Source organism: Nocardioides sp. GCM10023255, from assembly GCF_042653125.1.
GTDB lineage: Bacteria > Actinomycetota > Actinomycetes > Propionibacteriales > Nocardioidaceae > Nocardioides.
In genome coordinates this window covers 190,575-211,929 of the sequence record NZ_JBHSHU010000001.1, presented here as the reverse complement: position 1 = coordinate 211,929, position 21,355 = coordinate 190,575, and the positions used below count along the sequence as shown (strand labels likewise).

General features: G+C 69.0%; 20 protein-coding genes. 19 read left to right on the top strand and 1 reads right to left on the bottom strand.

All coding sequences use genetic code 11. The features are described 5' to 3' along the window. Positions 1–45: 45 nt before the first annotated feature. From secE to rplA, 4 genes are all read left to right on the top strand, one after another. On the top strand, positions 46–294 hold the full coding sequence (gene secE / locus ACFO9I_RS01025; protein ID WP_379176929.1) for a preprotein translocase subunit SecE: 249 nt from the start codon (positions 46–48) through the stop codon (positions 292–294). Positions 295–381: 87 nt separating this feature from the next. Further along, positions 382–1,239, top strand: a complete 858-nt coding sequence (gene nusG / locus ACFO9I_RS01020; protein WP_379176927.1) for a transcription termination/antitermination protein NusG — start codon at positions 382–384, stop codon at positions 1,237–1,239. An 87-nt stretch (positions 1,240–1,326) separates the two neighbouring features. Continuing rightward, positions 1,327–1,755: a 50S ribosomal protein L11 gene (rplK, locus tag ACFO9I_RS01015; RefSeq protein WP_125036546.1), complete on the top strand. Its 429-nt coding sequence runs from the start codon at positions 1,327–1,329 to the stop codon at positions 1,753–1,755. 106 nt (positions 1,756–1,861) lie between these two features. Then, a complete protein-coding gene (rplA, locus tag ACFO9I_RS01010) occupies positions 1,862–2,581 on the top strand; it encodes a 50S ribosomal protein L1 (RefSeq protein ID WP_379176925.1) in 720 nt (239 codons plus the stop codon). Between the two features lie 81 nt (positions 2,582–2,662). Here rplA and ACFO9I_RS01005 read toward each other — a convergent pair whose 3' ends face one another. Then, entirely contained in the window at positions 2,663–3,658 is a 996-nt protein-coding gene (locus tag ACFO9I_RS01005; RefSeq protein WP_379176923.1) for a DnaB-like helicase C-terminal domain-containing protein, read from the bottom strand. 62 nt (positions 3,659–3,720) lie between these two features. On the opposite strand from ACFO9I_RS01005, the gene ACFO9I_RS01000 reads away from it, so the two are divergent. The 15 genes from ACFO9I_RS01000 (at position 3,721) to rpoB (ending at position 21,295) form a co-directional block, all read left to right on the top strand. After that, the gene (locus tag ACFO9I_RS01000; protein WP_379176921.1) at positions 3,721–4,734 is read left to right on the top strand and encodes a D-2-hydroxyacid dehydrogenase family protein; all 1,014 of its coding nucleotides are present in this window, start codon (positions 3,721–3,723) and stop codon (positions 4,732–4,734) included. Positions 4,735–4,967: 233 nt separating this feature from the next. Continuing rightward, on the top strand, positions 4,968–5,627 hold the full coding sequence (gene rplJ, locus ACFO9I_RS00995) for a 50S ribosomal protein L10 (RefSeq protein WP_379176919.1): 660 nt from the start codon (positions 4,968–4,970) through the stop codon (positions 5,625–5,627). A gap of 90 nt (positions 5,628–5,717) precedes the next feature. Beyond that, the gene (gene rplL / locus ACFO9I_RS00990; protein WP_379176917.1) at positions 5,718–6,113 is read left to right on the top strand and encodes a 50S ribosomal protein L7/L12; all 396 of its coding nucleotides are present in this window, start codon (positions 5,718–5,720) and stop codon (positions 6,111–6,113) included. Positions 6,114–6,427: 314 nt separating this feature from the next. Further along, positions 6,428–7,381, top strand: a complete 954-nt coding sequence (locus ACFO9I_RS00985; RefSeq protein WP_379176915.1) for an ABC transporter ATP-binding protein — start codon at positions 6,428–6,430, stop codon at positions 7,379–7,381. Positions 7,382–7,385: 4 nt separating this feature from the next. Further along, positions 7,386–8,171 (top strand): MlaE family ABC transporter permease, encoded by a 786-nt coding sequence (locus ACFO9I_RS00980; protein ID WP_379176913.1) that lies wholly within the window; start codon positions 7,386–7,388, stop codon positions 8,169–8,171. 5 nt (positions 8,172–8,176) lie between these two features. Then, on the top strand, positions 8,177–9,004 hold the full coding sequence (locus ACFO9I_RS00975; RefSeq protein WP_379176911.1) for an MlaE family ABC transporter permease: 828 nt from the start codon (positions 8,177–8,179) through the stop codon (positions 9,002–9,004). Between the two features lie 7 nt (positions 9,005–9,011). After that, the gene (locus tag ACFO9I_RS00970) at positions 9,012–10,289 is read left to right on the top strand and encodes an MCE family protein (protein WP_379176909.1); all 1,278 of its coding nucleotides are present in this window, start codon (positions 9,012–9,014) and stop codon (positions 10,287–10,289) included. Next, the gene (locus ACFO9I_RS00965) at positions 10,286–11,341 is read left to right on the top strand and encodes an MCE family protein (RefSeq protein WP_379176907.1); all 1,056 of its coding nucleotides are present in this window, start codon (positions 10,286–10,288) and stop codon (positions 11,339–11,341) included. Before ACFO9I_RS00970 ends, ACFO9I_RS00965 begins: the two co-directional genes overlap by 4 nt. Beyond that, positions 11,341–12,306: an MCE family protein gene (locus ACFO9I_RS00960; protein WP_379176905.1), complete on the top strand. Its 966-nt coding sequence runs from the start codon at positions 11,341–11,343 to the stop codon at positions 12,304–12,306. The genes ACFO9I_RS00965 and ACFO9I_RS00960 overlap by 1 nt, the downstream gene beginning before the upstream one ends. 1 nt (position 12,307) lies before the next feature. After that, entirely contained in the window at positions 12,308–13,459 is a 1,152-nt protein-coding gene (locus ACFO9I_RS00955) for an MCE family protein (RefSeq protein ID WP_379176903.1), read from the top strand. After that, on the top strand, positions 13,456–14,859 hold the full coding sequence (locus ACFO9I_RS00950; protein ID WP_379176902.1) for an MCE family protein: 1,404 nt from the start codon (positions 13,456–13,458) through the stop codon (positions 14,857–14,859). Before ACFO9I_RS00955 ends, ACFO9I_RS00950 begins: the two co-directional genes overlap by 4 nt. Next, the gene (locus ACFO9I_RS00945; protein ID WP_379176900.1) at positions 14,856–16,169 is read left to right on the top strand and encodes an MCE family protein; all 1,314 of its coding nucleotides are present in this window, start codon (positions 14,856–14,858) and stop codon (positions 16,167–16,169) included. Before ACFO9I_RS00950 ends, ACFO9I_RS00945 begins: the two co-directional genes overlap by 4 nt. A gap of 35 nt (positions 16,170–16,204) precedes the next feature. Next, positions 16,205–16,759: a hypothetical protein gene (locus ACFO9I_RS00940; RefSeq protein WP_379176898.1), complete on the top strand. Its 555-nt coding sequence runs from the start codon at positions 16,205–16,207 to the stop codon at positions 16,757–16,759. Further along, positions 16,756–17,580: a J domain-containing protein gene (locus tag ACFO9I_RS00935; protein WP_379176895.1), complete on the top strand. Its 825-nt coding sequence runs from the start codon at positions 16,756–16,758 to the stop codon at positions 17,578–17,580. The genes ACFO9I_RS00940 and ACFO9I_RS00935 overlap by 4 nt, the downstream gene beginning before the upstream one ends. A 250-nt stretch (positions 17,581–17,830) precedes the next feature. After that, a complete protein-coding gene (rpoB, locus tag ACFO9I_RS00930) occupies positions 17,831–21,295 on the top strand; it encodes a DNA-directed RNA polymerase subunit beta (protein ID WP_379176893.1) in 3,465 nt (1,154 codons plus the stop codon). Positions 21,296–21,355: the final 60 nt, after the last annotated feature.

Here is a 21,355-nt window from a genome sequence, read left to right as displayed (position 1 = left end):
GCTGGTCGACCCGGCCAGGACATCGAACGAGGAGAGGTGACGCGCGTGTCGGACAGCAAGGCCGTCCGCGGTCCGCGAGAGAGCAGGACCGAGAAGCGCACCAGCCTTCCCACGTTCTACCGCCAGGTCGTCGCCGAGCTGCGCAAGGTGGTCTACCCGACCCAGGAGCAGCTGGTCACCTACTTCCTGGTGGTCATGGTGTTCGTCCTCTTCATGATGGCGCTCGTCGCGGCGGAGGACCTGGCGTTCGGCAAGCTCGTCTTCGCGATCTTCGCCGGCAACTCGGACCAGTGACCACGCGGGTGTCCTCCCGGACACCCGCCCGCCCGGCCTCGACCGGGCACAGCAGATCGAATTGACATCGAAGTGACGGAGCATCACGTGTCGGAGCAGTACGACTCGGTCGAGACCGAGGAGACGGTGGCCGCCCCCGCGGGCGACGCGTCTGCCGAGGAGACCCCGGAGGTCGCCGCGGAGACCGAGGCCCCCGTCGACGTCGAGGACGGCGACGAGGCCGGTACGCCGGCCGACGCCGACAGCGAGTCCGAGGCAGGGTCCGAGGACGAGCAGGTCGCGGAGAGCGACGACGAGGCCGGGGACGAGCCCGGCGACGACGACCCGCTCGAGGCGTTCCGTCGCGAGCTGTGGGCCAAGCCCGGCGACTGGTTCGTGGTGCACACCTACTCCGGCATGGAGAACCGGGTGAAGTCGAACCTCGAGAACCGCATCATCTCCCTCAACATGGAGGACTACATCCACGAGATCGTGGTCCCCACCGAGGAGGTCGCGGAGATCAAGAACGGCCAGCGCAAGATGGTCAAGCGCACCGTTCTCCCCGGCTACGTCCTCGTCCGCATGGACCTCACCGACGAGTCCTGGGCCGCGGTCCGGCACACCCCGTCGGTCACCGGGTTCGTCGGCCACAGCCACCAGCCGGTGCCGCTGAGCATGTCCGAGGTCGAGAACATGCTGGCTCCCGCCGTCGTGGCCCGCGCCGAGGCCGAGGCCGTGGCGGCCGGCACCCCGGCGGCCAGCACCGGCACCACCGCGAAGAAGCCGATCGAGGTCGCCGACTTCGACGTGTCCGACTCGGTCATGGTCGTCGACGGCCCGTTCGCCACGCTCCACGCGACGATCACCGAGATCAACGCCGAGTCCCAGAGGGTCAAGGCCCTCGTCGAGATCTTCGGCCGGGAGACCCCGGTCGAGCTGAGCTTCAGCCAGATCCAGAAGGTCTGAGGCCGGGCCCGAGCTTGCGTCTCGAAACCCAGTAAGCAGTGGCAGGGGGCTCGACCCCCGTCATGACCACACGAGAGAGAGAAAGAAATGCCTCCCAAGAAGAAGATCGCCGCACTGGTCAAGGTGCAGCTGCAGGCCGGTGCCGCTACCCCGGCCCCGCCGGTCGGTACCGCCCTCGGTCCGCACGGCGTGAACATCATGGAGTTCTGCAAGGCGTACAACGCCCAGACGGAGTCCATGCGCGGCAACGTGATCCCGGTCGAGATCACCATCTACGAGGACCGGTCCTTCACCTTCGTCACGAAGACCCCGCCGGCCGCCGAGCTGATCAAGAAGGCCGCCGGCCTGAAGAAGGGCTCGGGCGTCCCGCACAAGGAGAAGGTCGGCAAGCTGACCAAGGACCAGATCCGCGAGATCGCCACGACCAAGCTGCCCGACCTCAACGCGAACGACATCGACGCCGCGATGAAGATCGTCGAGGGCACCGCCCGCTCCATGGGCGTCACCACCGACTGACGACCCCTCGCTGGTCCCGCCGGTCGAGACCAACGGATCCCTAGCACCTGTGGCAGGGCCGCGCTGGCCCCTTGAAGACCACACCTGGAAGAGAAGAGAACCAGACATGCAGCGCAGCAAGACCTACCGCGCAGCGGCCGAGTCGTTCGACAAGGACGAGCTGTTCGCCCCGCTGGCCGCGATCAAGATCGCCAAGAACGCGAGCAAGAAGAAGTTCGACGAGACCGTGGACGTCGTCATGCGTCTCGGCGTCGACCCCCGCAAGGCCGACCAGATGGTCCGCGGCACCGTCAACCTCCCGCACGGCACCGGCAAGACCGCCAAGGTCCTGGTCTTCGCGAACGCCGAGAAGGCCGAGGCCGCCCGTGAGGCGGGCGCCGACGTCGTCGGTGGCGACGAGCTCATCGAGAAGGTCGCCGGTGGCTGGCTCGACTTCGACGCCGTGGTCGCGACCCCGGACATGATGGGCAAGGTCGGCCGCCTCGGTCGCGTGCTCGGTCCCCGTGGCCTGATGCCGAACCCGAAGACCGGCACCGTGACGCCGGACGTGGCCAAGGCCGTGTCCGACATCAAGGGCGGCAAGATCGAGTTCCGTGTCGACCGCCACGCGAACCTGCACTTCATCATCGGCAAGGCCTCCTTCTCCGAGGTCCAGCTCGCGGAGAACTACGCCGCCGCCCTCGAGGAGGTGCTGCGTCTCAAGCCGGCCAGCTCCAAGGGCCGCTACCTGAAGAAGGTCACCGTCTCGACGACCATGGGCCCCGGCGTCCAGGTCGACCCGAACCGCATCAAGAACGTCGCGGTCGAGGACGAGGCCACCGCCTGACGGACCTCGCGCCCAGCGCGTACGAAGGGCCGGTCACCCCACGGGGTGACCGGCCCTTCGCCAGTTCAGGAGCCGGCGTGACTACTCGGTGAAGACGCGCTCGTCGACCAGCTGCTCGCGAACCGCCTGGCCCTCGGGCACGAAGCGGGCCTGGTCGAACCGCTTCTGGAACTCCAGCTCCACCCCGTCGCGGCCGAAGCGGTTCTTCTCGACCGAGAGCACCGCCCACTCGCGGAACCGTTCGGCGTTGCCGAGGTCGTAGGTCAGGTGGTGGCGGGCGACGATGTCGTACTTGCTGTTGAGGATCAGCACGACGTCGGCCTCGTAGCCCAGTGCCGAGGAGCCACGCAGGTGGTTGACCCGCATCCGCCGGCCGCTCTCGAGACCGGTCTTGTCCGCGGCCACGACGGCCAGGACCGGGACGGCGGCGTCGATGGCGAGGTCCTTGAGGCCCTCCACGACGGTCGTGGTGCGCTCCGCCTCCTCGGCCGGGCCGTCGGGGACCAGCACCTTCTGGAGGTAGTCCACGACCACCATCGGCGAGTGCCCGGTGAGGTGGTGGGTGGTGTCCACGGCGGTGCGGATCGCCGCCAGGTCGGTGGAGGTGCCCGTGGAGCGGTGCACGTGGAGCAGGTCGGCGTACTTGCGGACCCTGGCCAGCGCCTCGTTGCCCGCGGCCACCGTGTCGAGGCGGTCCTCGATGGTGCCGCTGCCGACGGCGTCGAACGCCGCGCGGACCGCGGTGAGCCGGGCCCGGTTGGTGTCGTCGATCTCCCCGGCCTCCAGGGCGACCAGCTTCTCGATCAGGTCCTCGGGGTCGTGCTCGTAGGAGAAGTACACGACCGGCCGTCCCTCGCGGACGATGTTGCGGGCGAGCTGCAGCGCGAAGGTGGTCTTGCCCAGGCCCTGCGGGCCGGCCAGCAGGCACAGGCCTCCGGAGCGGAGGCCACCGCCGATGACGGGGTCCAGCCCGCCGAAGCCGGTGGGCCAGATGCGGTCCGCGGCGTGGCGACCGGTGCGCAGCCGCTCATCGGTCCGGGTCAGCACGGTCGAGACACTGGTGAGCTTGTCGTCCATGGCGACAGTGGAGCAGCGGCGACTCGGCTCCCGGGTCGAAACGAGGGCAGGGATCCCCTGAGATGGGTACGTCGGACGCCGACCTGCCGGGCCCGCGCCGCGGCCGACGTCGTACCTTGGCGGGCGTGCGCTGCGTGATCCTCGACGACTACCAGGGTGTCGCCACCGCCCTCGGCCCGTGGTCGGACCTCCCGGGGGTCGAGGTCACGGCGGTGCGCGAGCACCTCGCCGGCGAGGAGGCTGTGGCGGCCGCCGCCGGTGACGCCGACATCCTGGTCGTGATGCGGGAGCGCACGCCGCTCACCGCGTCGCTGCTGGCCAGGCTGCCCCGCCTTCGTCTCGTGGTCACCAGCGGCATGCGCAACGCCTCCATCGACCTGGCCGCGTGCCGTGAGCGCGGGGTCACCGTCTGCGGCACGGGCTCGTCGTCGACCCCGCCCGTCGAGCTGACCTGGGCGCTGGTCCTGGGCCTGGCCCGCCACCTGGTGCCGGAGTCCACGGCGTTCCGCGAGGGCGGCCCGTGGCAGTCCACCGTGGGTGTCGACCTGGCGGGGGCGACCCTGACGCTGATCGGCCTGGGCAAGATCGGCACCCGGGTGGCCGCGGTGGCCGGTGCCTTCGGGATGGACGTGGTCGCCTGGAGCCCACACCTGACCCCGGAGCGGGCGGAGGCTGCCGGCGTGCGGTTCGCGCCCAGCCTGTCCGCAGCCCTGGGCGAGGCGGACTTCGTCTCGCTGCACCTGGTGCTGTCCGACTCCACGCGGGGGCTGCTGGGCGCCGAGGAGCTCGCGATGATCCGCCCCACGGCGTACCTCGTGAACACGTCCCGGTCGGGCCTGGTCGACACCGGCGCCCTGGTCGCCGCGCTGCAGGAGGGCCGGATCGCGGGTGCCGGCCTCGACGTGCACGACGAGGAGCCGCTGCCCGCCGACCACCCGCTGCGGCGCCTCCCCAACGTCCTCGCCACGCCGCACCTCGGCTACGTCACCCGGAGAAACTACGACACCTACTTCACCGAGGCGGTCGAGGACGTCGCGGCCTGGCTGGCCGGGGCGCCAGTACGCCGCCTCGACTGACCTCGATTTGGCCGGCTCCGGCCGCACCCCGTAGTCTTCCTCTCGAAACCAGAGACCGCCGGTTGTCGCGCCGCATCAGCAGCACGACCGAAGGCTCCGCGGATTGCGGACGGCCAGCGCAGGTGTCAGAGCAAGGTCGGGCCCGCCCGGCCGTCCACGCCCTGAGCGCCCGCGCTCGGGGCGTTCGTCTTTCCCGGGTCCTTCACGGTGGCCTCCAGTCCGGAAGGAGACCCATGGCGCGGGCAGACAAGCAGGCCGCCGTCGCGGACATCGTTGAGTCGTTCAACGGTGCCGCCGGTGCTGTGCTGACCGAGTACCGCGGTCTCACCGTGAAGCAGCTGCAGGAACTGCGGCGCTCCCTCGGTGCGAACGCCAACTACGCCGTGGTCAAGAACACGCTGGCCAAGATCGCCGCCACCGAGGTCGGCATCGAAGGCTTCGACGACCTGCTGACCGGTCCGACCGCCATCGCCTTCATCAACGGCGACGTGGTCGAGGCGGCCAAGGGTCTGCGTGACTTTGCCAAGGCGAACCCCACCCTCGTCATCAAGGGTGGCGTCCTCGACGGCAAGCCTCTCGACGCGAAGGAGGTCGCCAAGCTGGCCGACCTCGAGTCGCGCGAGGTGCTCCTGGGCAAGCTGGCGGGCGCGATGCTCGCGTCGCTCAGCCAGGCCGTCTACCTGCTCAACGCCCCCATCGCCCAGGCTGCCCGGCTCGCCGGTGCGCTGCAGGCGAAGGCCGAGCAGGACCCCTCGATCCTCGCAGGTGGTGCTGGTACGCCGGTCGCCGCCGAGGAGGCCCCGGCCGCAGCCGACGCTGCTGACGAGGCCCCCGCTGACGAGGCGGCTGCCGACGCCGCCGCCTCCGACGAGGGCGACACCACCGAGGCCTGAGGCACCGCCTCTCCACTCGGTCAACCACCACCTGAAACCCGGTCCGGCCGCGCACCGTCGGCGGACCACCGAACGGAAGGAAACGCCATCATGGCGAAGCTCACCACCGACGAGCTGCTCGACGCGTTCAAGGAGATGACCCTCATTGAGCTGAGCGAGTTCGTGAAGCAGTTCGAGGACACCTTCGGCGTCACCGCCGCCGCCCCGGTCGCCGTTGCCGCTGCCCCCGCCGCCGGCGGTGCCGCTGGCGACGCCGGCGAGGCCGCTGGCGAGCAGGACGAGTTCGACGTCATCCTCGAGGCTGCCGGCGACAAGAAGATCAACGTCATCAAGGAGGTGCGCGCCCTCACCTCGCTCGGCCTGAAGGAGGCCAAGGAGCTGGTGGAGTCCGCGCCGAAGCCGATCCTGGAGAAGGTCGCCAAGGACGCCGCGGAGAAGGCCAAGGAGGCCCTCGAGGGCGCCGGCGCCACCGTCACCCTCAAGTGACGTCGTAGCACCAGTCCCGGACAGGGGCGACCACCCGCGAGGGTGGTCGCCCCTGTTCTGCATTTCCAGCCCCTGTCCCGGGGCGTCGGCGTCTCGCGGGCTAGACCTCAGGTTTGCCCGGGAGGGCGCGTGGGCAGGTTCGGCCCGGGAGAGGAATCAGCACGTGGACCCCGGGAGATCTCGCGGCAGCTGCCGCGTAACCTCACCGCGGCCGGGCCGTTGTTACTCACCAGTGGGACCCGCGAGGGGAGTCGCTCGCGCGCCCATGAGGGGGGCGTTCGACGGGGTGCAGACGACAGGGAGAGAGCGGCGCCATGGGCGTGGAGATCAAGGTCGAGGACCTCAGCAAGTCCTTCGGCAAGCAGCTCATCTGGGGTGACGTGACGCTGACCGTCCCCGCCGGGGAGATCTGCGTCATGCTCGGCCCCTCGGGCACCGGCAAGTCGGTCTTCCTCAAGACCCTGATCGGGCTGCTGAAGCCCGACAAGGGGTCGATCATCATCGAGGGCACCGACATCGCCAGCTGCAGCGAGAAGGACCTCTACGAGATCCGCAAGCTGTTCGGGGTGCTGTTCCAGGACGGCGCGATGTTCGGGTCGATGAACCTCTACGACAACGTCGCCTTCCCGCTGCGGGAGCACACCCGCAAGTCCGAGTCCGAGATCCGCGACATCGTCATGGAGAAGATGGACCTCGTCGGCCTGATCGGCGCCGAGGACAAGCTCCCCGGCGAGATCTCCGGCGGCATGCGCAAGCGCGCGGGCCTGGCCCGTGCCCTGGTGCTCGACCCGGAGATCGTGCTCTTCGACGAGCCCGACTCGGGCCTGGACCCGGTCCGCACGGCCTTCCTCAACCAGCTCATCGTCGACCTGAACGCCCAGATCGACGCGACGTTCCTCATCGTCACCCACGACATCAACACCGCGCGCACGGTCCCGGACAACATCGGGCTGCTCTACCACCGCCACCTCGCGATGTTCGGCCCCCGCGAGATGCTGCTCTCCTCCGAGGAGCCGGTGGTCCGCCAGTTCCTCAACGCCCAGCGGGTCGGCCCCATCGGCATGTCCGAGGAGAAGGACGCCGACGAGCTCGCGGCCGAGGCCGACCAGGAGCTGCCGCCGCTGCCGCCGATCCCGATGCAGCTCGAGCCCTCCAACGGCATCCCGCGGCGCAGCCAGCGCGAGCCGGGCGCGTGGTGCCGCGAGAACGGCGTGACGCCTCCGCCGGGCTCGTTCGAGGAGAACATGACGATGACGACGGGGGTCTGATCCGTTGTCCTCCCTGACCGCCACGCGCGCCCTCGCGCCGATCGGCACCGCAGGCAAGCTGTTCGCCTTCGGTCTCGACGTCGGCCGCGGGCTCTTCCGGCGCCCCTTCCAGATGCGCGAGTTCCTCCAGCAGGCCTGGTTCATCGCCTCGGTGACGATCATCCCCACGGCGCTGGTCGCCATCCCGTTCGGCGCGGTGATCGCGCTGCAGGTCGGCGGCCTGATCAAGCAGTTCGGAGCCCAGTCCTTCACCGGGTCCGCGGCGGTCCTCGCCGTGGTCCGCGAGGCGGGCCCGATCGCGACCTCGCTGCTGATCGCCGGCGCCGGCGGCTCGGCCATCGCGGCCGACCTCGGCGCCCGCAAGATCCGCGAGGAGCTCGACGCGATGATGGTGCTGGGCATCGACCCGATCCAGCGCCTGGTGGTGCCGCGGGTGCTCGCCTGCATGCTCGTCGCCGTCTTCCTCAACGGCCTGGTGAGCGTGGTGGGCGTGGCCGGCGGCTACGTCTTCAACGTCGTCCTGCAGGACGGCACACCAGGGGCCTACCTGGCGAGCTTCACCGCCCTGGCGCAGCTGCCGGACCTCTGGCAGGGCATGGCCAAGGCACTGGTGTTCGGCCTGATCGCCGCCATCGTGGCGTCGTACAAGGGCATGAACGCCGCAGGAGGACCGAAGGGTGTCGGTGACGCGGTGAACGAGTCCGTCGTCATCACCTTCATGTTGTTGTTCGTCGTCAACTTCGTGATGAGCGCGATCTACTTCCAGCTCGTCCCCCCGAAGACGGGTTGACCCGCATGGCCAGCATCAAGGCGGTCTACGACAAGCCGCTCAAGACCCTCGACAGCCTCGGCGAAGAGCTCGCGTTCTACGTCCGGGCGCTCCTGTGGACCCCGCGCACGGTCCGCCGCTACAAGAAGGAGATCATGCGCATCCTGGCCGAGGTCACCCTCGGCTCGGGAGCGCTGGCCGTCATCGGCGGCACGGTCGGTGTCATCACCGCCATGTGCTTCTTCACCGGCACCGAGGTGGGCCTGCAGGGCTACGCCGCGCTGAACCAGATCGGCACGGCGGCGTTCTCCGGCTTCGTCTCGGCCTACTTCAACACCCGTGAGATCGCGCCGCTGGTCGCCGCGATCGCGCTGGCGGCCACCGTGGGCTGCGGCTTCACCGCGCAGCTCGGGGCGATGCGGATCTCCGAGGAGGTCGACGCGCTCGAGGTGATGGCGATCCCGTCGCTGCCGTTCCTGGTGACCACGCGGATCATCGGCGGCCTGATCGCGATCATCCCGCTGTACGTCGTGGGGCTGCTGTCGTCGTACTTCGCCACGAGGCTGACGGTCACCCAGTTCTTCGGCCAGAGCACCGGCACCTACGACCACTACTTCAACCAGTTCCTGCCGCCGGGGGACGTGCTCTGGTCGTTCGGCAAGGTGCTGGTCTTCGCGGTCACCGTGATCCTGATCCACTGCTACCACGGCTACACCGCCTCGGGCGGTCCCGCGGGCGTGGGCGTCGCGGTCGGCCGGGCGGTGCGCACGAGCATCGTCGCCATCAACGTCATGGACCTGTTCCTGTCCATGGCCATCTGGGGCACCACCACGACCGTCCGGTTGGCGGGGTGAGGCGGCGATGAGGATCCTGCACCACTTCCGGCTGCTCGGGCTGCTGTTCCTGTGCCTGCTCCTCGCAGGCGTCTACCTGACCTACGGCATCTTCAGCAAGAAGTTCGTCGACTACGACGAGGTCACGCTGCAGACCTCGAGCATCGGCCTGCAGCTCCCTGCGCGGGCGGACGTGAAGATCCGCGGCGTGATCGTGGGCGAGGTCCTCGGCTTCGACTCCAACGCCGAGGGCGCGAAGCTCACCCTGGGGATCTACCCCAGCCAGGTCGACACCATCCCCGAGAACGTCACCGGCTCGATCGTTCCCAAGACCCTCTTCGGCGAGAAGTACGTCTCCCTCGAGGTGCCCGACGACCCGTCGCCGCAGCACATCGAGACCGGCGACACGATCAAGCGGACCGAGGTCGCGGTCGAGGTGGAGAAGGTCCTCTCCGACCTCTACCCGCTGCTGCGCACCGTGCAGCCCGCCGAGATCAACCAGACCCTCAACGCGCTGGCCACGGCGCTGGAGGGCCGCGGTGAGCAGATCGGCGAGAACCTCGAGACCGTCGACAGCTACCTCAAGCGGATCAACCCGCAGATCCCGGACATCGTCGAGGACCTCCGGCTGACCTCCCAGGTCTCCGACACCTACGCCTCGGTGATGCCGCAGATCGCCCGGATCCTGCGCAACACAGTGAAGACGACCGGCACCCTCGAGGACCGCCAGGCCAAGCTCAACGCGCTCTTCACCGACGTGACGGCGTTCTCCGACACCGCCCGCGGCTTCCTCCAGGCCAACGGCGACAACCTGGTCCGGCTCGGCCAGGTCAGCGCCGCCCAGCTGCGGGTGCTCGCGAAGTACGCCCCGGAGTTCCCCTGCCTCACCAAGGGCATCGTGAACGCCGGCAAGCTCCAGGCCGAGGCGTTCCGCGGGTTCACGCTGCACATCGTCCTCGAGACGCTGCCCAACCAGCCGCGCGGCTACAACGCGAACGACGTGCCGCGGGTCGGCGACGACCGCGGCCCCAACTGCCTGCACCTGCCGAACCCGCCGTGGTCGCAGTCCAACCCCGTGCGGCACCAGCCGGACTTCAACGACGGCGTCGACGAGCCCACCGGCAAGGGCACCAGCCGCGTCGCCCCGAACTACTACCGCGGCAGCATGGTCGGCAGCCGCCAGGAGTCGGACTTGCTCAAGTCACTGCTCGGTCCCTCGCTCGGCCTGACCGCCGGCGACGTGCCCGACCTGGGGGTCCTGCTCGTGGGCCCGATGGCCCGTGGGGCGGAGGTGTCGCTGCGATGAAGATGCTCGACAGGCGCACCGCGTCCGACCTGACCAAGCTGCTGATCTTCATCGTCGTCACCACGCTGGCGACCGGGGTCCTGGTCATCACCATCGGCAACCTGACCTTCGGCGGCAGCAAGGAGTACAAGGCCGAGTTCGTCGACGCCACCGGCGTCGTGAAGGGCGACGACGTGCGGATCGCCGGGGTCAAGGTCGGCACCGTCAAGAACGTCGAGATCGTCGACCGCACCCGCGCCATGGTGACCTTCTCGGTGCAGGACGAGACCTCGCTGAGCAAGGCCACCCACGCGGCGATCCGCTACCGCAACCTGGTCGGCCAGCGCTACATCTCGCTCACCCAGGAGATCGGCGACGGCGCGGCGCTCGCCGAGGGCGCCACGATCCCGGTCTCGCAGACCTCGCCCGCGCTGGACCTCACGGTCCTCTTCAACGGGTTCAAGCCGCTGTTCCAGGCGCTCTCGCCCTCGGACATCAACAAGCTCTCCTACGAGATCGTCCAGGTCTTCCAGGGCGAGGGCGGCACCCTCGAGGGGCTGCTGGCCCACACCGCCTCGGTGACCTCGACGCTGGCCGACCGCGACAAGGTGATCGGCAGCCTGATCGACAACCTCAACGAGGTGCTCGACCACATCGGCGACCGCGACGGCCAGCTCAACCAGCTGATCACGACGTTCCGGGCCTTCGTGGGCGGCCTCAAGGACGACCGCCAGGCCATCCTCGGGTCGCTGGACCAGATCTCCGAGCTCTCGGTCCAGACCGCCGACCTGGTCTCGGGGATCCGCGAGCCGTTCGTGGACGACATCAAGCAGCTCCGCTCGGTGGCCACCACCCTCGACGCCAACAAGAGCGAGCTGGACCGCGCCCTGCAGGTGCTGCCGATCAAGCTCAACAAGGTCGGCCGGACCGCGATCTACGGCTCCTGGTTCAACTTCTACCTGTGCCAGTTCAAGGGGAGGGTGACGATCCCGGGCGCCGGTGGCGTGAACGTCACGTACCCCCCGAGCGGCGTCAAGGTCGCCGACCGCTGCGACCTCGGAGGTAACGGCTGATGAGTGTCCCGTTCCGTGAGCGCAACCCCGTCGTCATCGGTGCCGTCAGCCTGGCGGTCATCGCGGTCATGATCCTCGGCGCCTTCCGGGCCCAGGACCTGCCGCTGATCGGCGGTGGCGACACCTACTACGCAGCGTTCTCCGAGTCCGGCGGCCTGAAGGCCAACGACGAGGTCCGCATCGCCGGCGTCCGGGTGGGCAAGGTCGAGAAGGTCGAGCTCGACGGCGACCACGTCCGGGTCACCTTCCGCGTCGACGGCGGCGCCGACTTCGGCGACGAGACGCACGCGGCGATCAAGGTCAAGACCCTGCTCGGCGCGATGTACCTGTCGCTCGAGCCGGCCGGCTCCGGCCAGCTCGCCGAGGGTGCCGAGATCCCCGTGGACCGCACCAGCTCGCCGTACGACGTCGTCGACGCCTTCTCCGGCCTCGCCGAGACCTCCGAGCAGATCGACACCGACCAGCTGGCCCGGTCGCTGACCACGCTCGCCGACCTGACCAGGAACACCCCCGAGGAGTTCCGCAGCGCCCTGGACGGGGTGTCCCGGCTCTCCTCGAACGTCGCCGCGCGCGACGACCAGATCAACACGCTGCTGAAGAACCTCAAGCGGGTCTCCGGCGTCCTCGACGCCCGGGACCAGGACATCGTCGGGCTGATGAAGGACTCCGACGTGCTCTTCCGGGCCCTGGTCGCGCGCCGCGAGGCGGTGCACAACCTGCTGGTGTCGACGTCGACCCTCTCCAAGGAGCTGACCGCCCTGGTGAAGCAGAGCCGAGCCGACCTGAAGCCCGCGCTGACCCACCTCGAGTCGGTCGTCGCGGTGCTGAACAAGAACGAGGACAACCTCGACAACAGCCTGCGGCTGATGGCGCCGTTCTACCGGGTCTTCGCCAACACGCTCGGCAACGGGCCGTGGTTCGACACCTACATCCAGAACCTTCCCCCCGTTCCGCAGGTGGGCTGAGATGACGACCCTGAAGAAGCTCATCGTCCCCGCGATCATCGTGGCGCTCGTCGGCGCGGCCGCGCTGGTGATGTTCGGCGGCGGTGACCAGAAGACGCTGACCGCGAAGTTCCCGCGCACGATCTCGATCTACGAGGGCAGCGACGTGCGTGTCCTCGGCGTGCCGATCGGACAGGTCGACAAGGTGACGCCCTCCGGCACCGACGTCGTCGTCACCATGTCCTACGACCCCGACGTGAAGATCCCGGCCGACGCCAAGGCGGTGATCATCGCCCCGTCGATCGTGGGGGACCGGTTCGTCCAGCTGACGCCGACCTACGAGGAGGGCGACGACGTCCTCGCCGACGGGACGGTGCTCGACCAGGACCGCACCGCGGTGCCGCTGGAGCTCGACCAGATCTACTCCTCGCTCGACGACCTGACCGTCGCGCTCGGCCCGACCGGCGCCAACAGGGACGGCGCCCTGTCGGACCTGCTGGAGACCACCGCGAAGAACTTCGGCGGCCAGGGCGCCCAGTTCCACCAGACGATCGAGGACTTCGGCAAGCTCAGCGCCACCCTCGACGACAACAAGGACGAGCTCTTCGGCTCCGCCCGCAAGCTCGAGGGCTTCATCGGGACGCTGGCGAAGAACGACAAGACCGTCCGCCAGTTCAACCAGTCGCTCGCCGACGTCTCCTCCATGCTCTCCGGCGAGCGCCAGGAGCTGGCGGCGTCGCTGAAGAACCTCGCCGAGGCGATGGGCCAGGTGTCGACCTTCGTGAAGACCAACCGCGAGGTCCTCGGCCGCAACATCTCCGGGCTGAACCGGGTCTCCAAGGTCCTGGTCAAGCAGCGCGGCGCCCTCGACGAGATCCTGAAGGACGCCCCGGTGGCCCTGAACAACCTCGCACTGACCTACAACCCGCAGGCCGGCACCCTCGATACCCGCGCCAACGTCGGCCAGCTCGGGCAGCAGATCGGCGCCGACCCGGCCGCGTTCCTCTGCTCCATCCTCGACCAGGCCGACACCAGCGGCCAGGCCTGCGACCTGATCCAGAACGGCGGCCTGCCGGGCCTCGGCCGGACCGGGACCTTCGGGCAGGGCGCGCGGTCCACGTCGCACGACGTCTACGACCCGAGCCTGGGTGGCCTCGTGGAGGTGCAGCGATGAGCAGGTGGACCAGGCTGGGCAGGATGCTCCTGCTGCCCCTCGCGGGCTCGCTGCTGCTGACCGGCTGCGGCTTCGACGTCTACAAGCTGCCGCTGCCCGGCGGCACCGACGTGGGCGACGACCCGATCACGGTGCACGTCATGTTCGCCGACGTGCTCGACCTCGTGCCGAAGTCCACGGTCAAGGTGAACGACGTGAGCGTGGGGCAGGTGACCGACGTCGCGCTCAAGGACGGCGCGGCCGACGTCACCCTCGAGCTGCGCGGGGACACCGACCTGCCGCAGAACACCGAGGCCACGATCCGGCAGACCAGCCTGCTGGGCGAGAAGTTCGTCTCGCTCGCCCCGCCCGCGGACGGCGCGCAGGGCGAGCTCGGCGACGGCGACGTGATCCCCCTCGAGCGCTCGGGTCGCAACCCCGAGGTCGAGGAGGTGCTCGGCGCGCTGAGCCTGGTGCTCAACGGCGGCGGCGTGGCCCAGCTCAAGACGATCGCCCAGGAGCTCAACCTGGCCCTGGAGGGCCGGGAGGACTCCGCCAGGTCCGTGCTGACCCAGGTCGAGACGCTGATGAAGCAGCTCGACAAGAACAAGGTCGAGATCGTCAAGGCCATCGACTCCCTGAACAACCTCGCGGTCTCGGTGCGCAAGCAGGAGGGCAGCATCGACGCGGCCCTCGAGGAGCTCCCGAGCGCCCTGACCTCCCTCGACAAGCAGCGCGACGACCTGGTCAAGATGCTCAAGGCGCTCGACAACCTCGGGGACGTCGGCGTGCGCGTCATCCAGGCGTCCAAGGACTCCACGATCGAGACGGTCCGCCAGCTCAACCCGGTGCTCACCGAGCTGGCCAACTCCGGCGACGACTTCGTGAAGTCGTTCAACGTCTTCCTCACCTACCCGTTCGTCGACGAGGTCGTCGGTCGCGACCCGCAGGTCGCCCGCAACCTGCACATGGGCGACTACACCAACCTCTCGGTCGAGCTGGACCTGTCGCTGACCGGCGGGGACGACGACGGCCCCCCGACGCTGCCGACGGACCTGCCGACGGTCATCGACCCCACGGTGATCCTCGACAACGTGACCAAGTGCCTGCGCAGCGGGGACCTCACCAGCAAGGCCTGCCAGAAGGTGCTGAACACCCCCACCGAGCTGCTGAAGCTCCAGGAGGAGTGCCGCAAGAAGAAGAACGAGGACAAGGACGTCTGCAAGCAGCTCAACCAGCTGCCCGACATCCCGGGCGGCCTGCCGCTGCCCACCTCGCCGCCGTCGATCCCGGGCCTGGGCCGCACCGGCTTCGGCCCGACCACGCAGACCGACCCCCGCGGCCCGACGATGAGGCAGATGATGAAGGTCTACGACCCCGCGCTGGTGAGCCTGCTCGTCCCGGGGATGGTGGTCCGATGATCACCCGTCGCACCCGGATCCAGCTGATGGTGTTCGTGCTGATCACGCTGCTGGGCGTGACGTACGTCGGCGCCCGCTACGCCCGTCTCGACCGGCTCGTCCTCGACGACTCCTACACCGTGGTTGCCCACTTCGAGGAGTCCGGCGGCATCTTCGCCGGGGGAGAGGTGTCCTACCGCGGCGTGCGCATCGGCCAGGTCGGCAAGCTCGAGCTCACCGACGACGGCGTCGACGTCTACCTCGACATCGACAAGTCCTACGACTCGATCCCCGCCGACACCCTGGCTGTGGTCGGCAACCGGTCCGCGGTCGGTGAGCAGTACGTCGAGCTGCAGCCGCAGGTCGACACCGCGCCGTACCTCCGCGACGACTCCGAGATCGCCGACGACGACACGCGCACCCCCATCGCCACCCAGAAGCTGCTGGGCGACCTGTCCACCACGGTGGAGTCGGTGGACAAGAAGGCCCTGAGGACGACCGTGTCCGAGCTCGGGCAGGCCTTCGGCGGCACGGGCAAGGACCTGCAGCAGATCATCGACACCGGCAATGCCTTCATCAAGTCGGCCAACGACAACTTCGACGTGACCACCGACCTGATCAGGGACGGCAACACCGTCCTGAAGGGGCAGGTCGCCTCCGCGAGCGCCATCCGGACCTTCGCCCGCGACCTGTCGCTGTTCAGCGGCACCCTGGCCGGCTCGGACGAGTCGCTGCGGGCGGTGATCGACAACGGCTCGGCGACGGCGACCCAGCTGCGCACCTTCCTCGAGGACAACCAGGTCGACCTCGGCGAGCTGATCAACAACCTGGTCACCACCGGTGACGTCGTGGTCAAGCACCTCGACGGGATCGCGCAGATCCTCGTGATCTACCCCTACGTCGTGGAGGGTGGCTTCACCGTCGTCTCCAAGTCGCCGGACACCGGGCTGTACGACGCCCACTTCGGCATGGTCCTGACGCAGGACCCGAAGGTCTGCACGCGCGGCTACGAGAGCACCAACATCCGGCCGCCGCAGGACGGCAGCAACGCCCCGATGAACACCCGGGCCCACTGCGCCGAGCCGCCCACCCAGAGCAACCCCCGCGGGTCGCAGAACGCACCCCGCGCCGGGGCGGCCTACCGGGCCCCCGCCGGCCCCGGCTACCGGGCACCCGTCGTGGCGTCCTACGACCCCACGAGCGGCCGCCTGTCCTGGGGTGGCAAGGTTGACCCGGCCCTCGGGTCACCGGGCACCCCCGCCCCCAGCACCCTCGGAGAGGAGTCGTGGAAGTGGCTGTTCCTCCAGCCCCTGACCAAGACGCAGGAGTGACGAGCAGCAGCGATTCCGACGCACGGGTCCTGCCCGTGCCGACGGAGCCCTCCACGGGGGAGCGTTCCGGAGCGACGACCTTCCGGGTCGTCGTCCTCGGCGTGCTCGTCATCGTCCTGCTCGCCGCCTGCGGCACCCTCGTCTGGCTGCTCGCGGGCCGCCGGGGCGAGGCCGACGCCGAGCAGTCGGCGCGCGAGGCAGTGATGTCGCAGACCGACCAGTTCATGCTGCGCATGGGCACCTACGGTCCCGACCTGCTGGACTCGAAGGGCCAGATGCCGGAGTACCGCTCCCGGGTCAAGGAGGTCATCACGCCGAAGTTCGCCACCTCCTTCGACAAGCAGGCCGGCACCGCCGAGCAGCTGGTCGCCCAGGCCGGTGTCTCGCGCAAGGCGCAGGTGTTCGCGACCGGGGTCTCGGACGTCGACGACGACTCGGCGACCACGCTGGTCGCCGGCACGTTCACCGACACCTACAGCAAGGGTGGCCAGCAGGAGCCGGTGCCGTTCCGGATCCAGGTGTCGCTGGTGAAGACCGACGGCAAGTGGCTGGTCGACGACTTCAGCCCGGTGACGGGAGCCGACGAGTGAACCCCAGCTGGTACGACCTGCTCGGCGTCGAGCCCGGCGCCTCCGAGACCGAGATCCGCGCGGCGTGGAAGGGCGCGATCGCCGACCTCGACCCCACCGACCGCCGCTTCCGGGTGTGCAACCTAGCCGCGGAGGTGCTGCTGGACCCCGAGCGTCGGGCGGCGTACGACGCGCAGCTCGCGGCCGAGCAGGTGGACGACGAGCCGGTCGACGTCCCGGGCGACGACCCGGTCGAGGAGGAGGGCGCGCCCGCAGCCTCGACCGCGCCCGCCACCGCGATCGTGCCCGGTGCGCCGGCCACGACCGCGAAGCACGCTCCGCGGCCCCGCCGGGGCGTGCCCGGGTGGGCGCTCGCCGCTGTCGGCGTGCTCGCGGCGCTGGCGGTCGGTGCGGCGGCCTGGATCTGGGTGGCCGAGCCCTCCGACGCCTCGGTGGAGGAGTCGACACGGGCGGCCCAGGCGGCGGCCGAGCGGGCCGTCGGGCCGATCCTGTCCTACGACGCGAAGCACCTCGACGAGGACCAGCAGGCGGCGGAGTCGTACATGACCTCCGACTACCGCAAGGACTACGACCAGCTCTTCGAGGTCATCAAGCAGAACGCGCCGGGCACCGAGACCGTCGTCAAGGCACAGGTGGTGGCGTCCGGGATCGTCCGCTCGGGCGACGACCGGGTGGACGTGCTGCTCTTCGTCAACCGGCCCACCACGAACAAGAAGACACCCCAGCCGGTGGTCTACAAGGACCAGGTGACGGTGACGATGCAGAAGGTCGGCGGGGAGTGGCTCGTGGACGACATGGTCACCTCGCCGGTGGCCGGCTGACCACCGACGACACCCCCGCGGACCGGGCCGCGGACGCCTCCTCGGCGCGGACACTTGACCGGGGGGGCCGCGCGGTTCATCATCATCGTCAACGTCTCGCCGTAGCGGCGCATGCCGATGTTGTGGCGCGCCCAGTATTGGGGTATCGTAGCGCTTTGCGCCTGCCCTCAAATGCGAATCGCCTGCCCGGTGGCTGATTTAGTGGTGGGCCGGCGCCACCCATGAGAGCGAACCCGTCGAAGGACACCTCTTGGCCGCGCGCACCACCTCTGGAAATCCCCGCCGCATCTCTTTCGCAAAGATCCAGGAACCCCTCGAGGTTCCGCAGCTCCTCTCCCTCCAGACCAACAGCTTCGACTGGCTGGTCGGCAACGAGGCGTGGAACGACGCAGTCGAGCGTCGGATCGCCGAGGGCGAGGACGTCTCCCGCAAGTCCGGTCTCCAGGAGATCTTCGAGGAGATCTCCCCGATCGAGGACTTCTCCGAGACGATGTCCCTCTCGTTCGAGAACCCGGTCTTCTACGACCCGAAGTACACCACGGACGAGTGCAAGGAGAAGGACTTCACCTACTCCGCGCCGCTGTACGTGTCGGCGGAGTTCACCAACAACGACACCGGTGAGATCAAGGGCCAGACGGTCTTCATGGGCGACTTCCCGCTCATGACCGACAAGGGCACCTTCATCATCAACGGCACCGAGCGCGTGGTCGTCTCGCAGCTCGTCCGTTCGCCCGGCGTCTACTTCGAGCGCTCCGCGGACAAGACGTCCGACAAGGACATCTACACCGCGAAGCTGATCCCCTCGCGCGGCGCCTGGCTCGAGTTCGAGATCGACAAGCGCGACATGGTCGGCGTGCGCCTCGACCGCAAGCGCAAGCAGAACGTCACGGTGCTGCTCAAGGCCCTCGGCTGGACCAACGAGCAGATCCGCGAGGAGTTCGGCGAGTACGAGTCGATGATGCTGACCCTGGAGAAGGACCACACCCAGGGCCAGGACGACGCGCTGCTCGACATCTACCGCAAGCTGCGCCCGGGCGAGCCGCCGACGCGTGAGGCCGCGCAGACGCTGCTGAACAACTACTACTTCAACCCCAAGCGCTACGACCTCGCCAAGGTCGGCCGCTACAAGATCAACAAGAAGCTGGGCCTCGTCGAGGCGTTCGACCAGCAGACGCTGACGATCGACGACGTGGTCGCCGCGATCAAGTACATCGTCGCGCTGCACGACGGCCGCGAGCAGATCGAGTCGCCCCAGGGCACCCTCGACATCGCCGCCGACGACATCGACCACTTCGGCAACCGCCGCATGCGCACGGTCGGCGAGCTGATCCAGAACCAGCTCCGCACCGGCCTGGCCCGCATGGAGCGCGTGGTCCGCGAGCGGATGACGACCCAGGACGTCGAGGCGATCACGCCGCAGTCGCTGATCAACATCCGGCCCGTGGTGGCGGCGCTGAAGGAGTTCTTCGGCACCTCCCAGCTCTCGCAGTTCATGGACCAGACCAACCCGATCGCCGGCCTGACGCACAAGCGTCGGCTCTCGGCGCTGGGTCCCGGTGGTCTGTCCCGTGACCGCGCCGGCATGGAGGTCCGCGACGTCCACCCGTCGCACTACGGCCGCATGTGCCCGATCGAGACGCCGGAAGGCCCGAACATCGGTCTGATCGGCTCGCTGGCCTCCTACGGCCGGATCAACCCGTTCGGCTTCGTCGAGACCCCGTACCGCAAGGTCGTCAAGGGTGTCGTCACCGACCAGGTCGACTACCTCACCGCGGACGACGAGGACCGTCACGTCATCGCGCAGGCCAACGCCGCGCTGGACGAGAAGGGGCGCTTCGTCGAGGAGCGCGTGCTGGTCCGCCAGCGCGACGGCGAGGTCTCCGAGATCCTGGCCGACGAGGTCGACTACATGGACGTCTCGCCGCGCCAGATGGTGTCGGTCGCGACCGCCCTGATCCCGTTCCTCGAGCACGACGACGCCAACCGCGCGCTCATGGGCGCCAACATGCAGCGCCAGGCCGTGCCGCTGATCACCAGCGACTCGCCCCTGGTCGGCACCGGCATGGAGTACCGCGCCGCGGTCGACGCCGGTGACGTCGTCACCGCCACGAAGGCCGGCGTGGTCAAGGAGGTGTCCGCCGACATCGTCGAGACGATGAACGACGACGGCTCCTACTCGACCTACAAGCTCGCGAAGTTCCGTCGCTCCAACCAGGGCACCTGCATCAACCAGCGCCCGCTGGTGAGCGAGGGCGACCGCCTCGAGGTCGGCTCGCCGATCGCCGACGGTCCGTGCACCGACGACGCCGAGATGGCGCTCGGCACGAACCTGCTGGTGGCGTTCATGCCGTGGCAGGGCCACAACTACGAGGACGCGATCATCCTCAGCCAGCGCCTGGTGCAGGAGGACATCCTCACCTCGATCCACATCGAGGAGCACGAGGTCGACGCCCGCGACACCAAGCTCGGCCCCGAGGAGATCACCCGGGACATCCCGAACGTCTCCGAGGAGATGCTGGCCGACCTCGACGAGCGCGGCATCATCCGCATCGGCGCCGAGGTCACCACCGGTGACATCCTCGTCGGCAAGGTCACGCCCAAGGGCGAGACCGAGCTGACCCCCGAGGAGCGGCTGCTCCGCGCGATCTTCGGCGAGAAGGCGCGCGAGGTGCGCGACACCTCGATGAAGGTGCCGCACGGTGAGTCCGGCACGGTCATCGGCGTCCGCGTGTTCGACCGCGAGGACGGCGACGAGCTGCCCCCGGGCGTCAACCAGCTGGTCCGCGTGTACGTCGCGCAGAAGCGCAAGATCTCCGTGGGTGACAAGCTCGCCGGCCGTCACGGCAACAAGGGCGTCATCGCGAAGATCCTGCCGATCGAGGACATGCCGTTCATGGAGGACGGCACCCCGGTCGACGTCGTGCTGAACCCGCTCGGCGTGCCGCGTCGTATGAACATCGGACAGATCCTCGAGCTCCACCTCGGCTGGCTCGCCAAGCAGGGCTGGGACCTCGACCTGTCCGACGACAAGGACGACGCGGACTGGAAGCAGCGCCTGATCAAGATCCACGCCGACAAGGCGGAGCCGGACACCAAGGTCGCCACCCCGGTGTTCGACGGTGCCCGCGAGGACGAGATCACCGGCCTGCTCGGCGCGACGATCCCGAACCGCGACGGCGTGCGGATGATCGACGAGACCGGCAAGGCCAGCCTGTTCGACGGCCGCTCCGGCGAGCCGTTCCCGGACCCGGTCTCGGTCGGCTACATGTACATCCTCAAGCTGCACCACCTCGTCGACGACAAGATCCACGCGCGCAGCACCGGCCCCTACTCGATGATCACGCAGCAGCCGCTGGGCGGTAAGGCCCAGTTCGGTGGCCAGCGGTTCGGTGAGATGGAGGTCTGGGCGATGGAGGCGTACGGCGCCGCCTACGCCCTGCAGGAGCTGCTCACGATCAAGTCCGACGACGTGCCGGGTCGCGTCAAGGTGTACGAAGCGATCGTCAAGGGCGAGAACATCCCCGACTCGGGCATCCCGGAGTCGTTCAAGGTCCTCGTCAAGGAGATGCAGTCGCTCTGCCTCAACGTGGAGGTGCTGTCCCAGGACGGCACGGCCATCGAGATGCGCGACGCGGAGGAGGACGTCTTCCGCGCCGCCGAGGAGCTCGGCATCGACCTGTCGCGTCGCGAGCCCAGCTCGGTCGAAGAAGTCTGATGCGTGTGGCGGCGCGCCCCTCGCGGAGCGCGCCGCCCCCGCCCAGTCCACAGCCTTGAT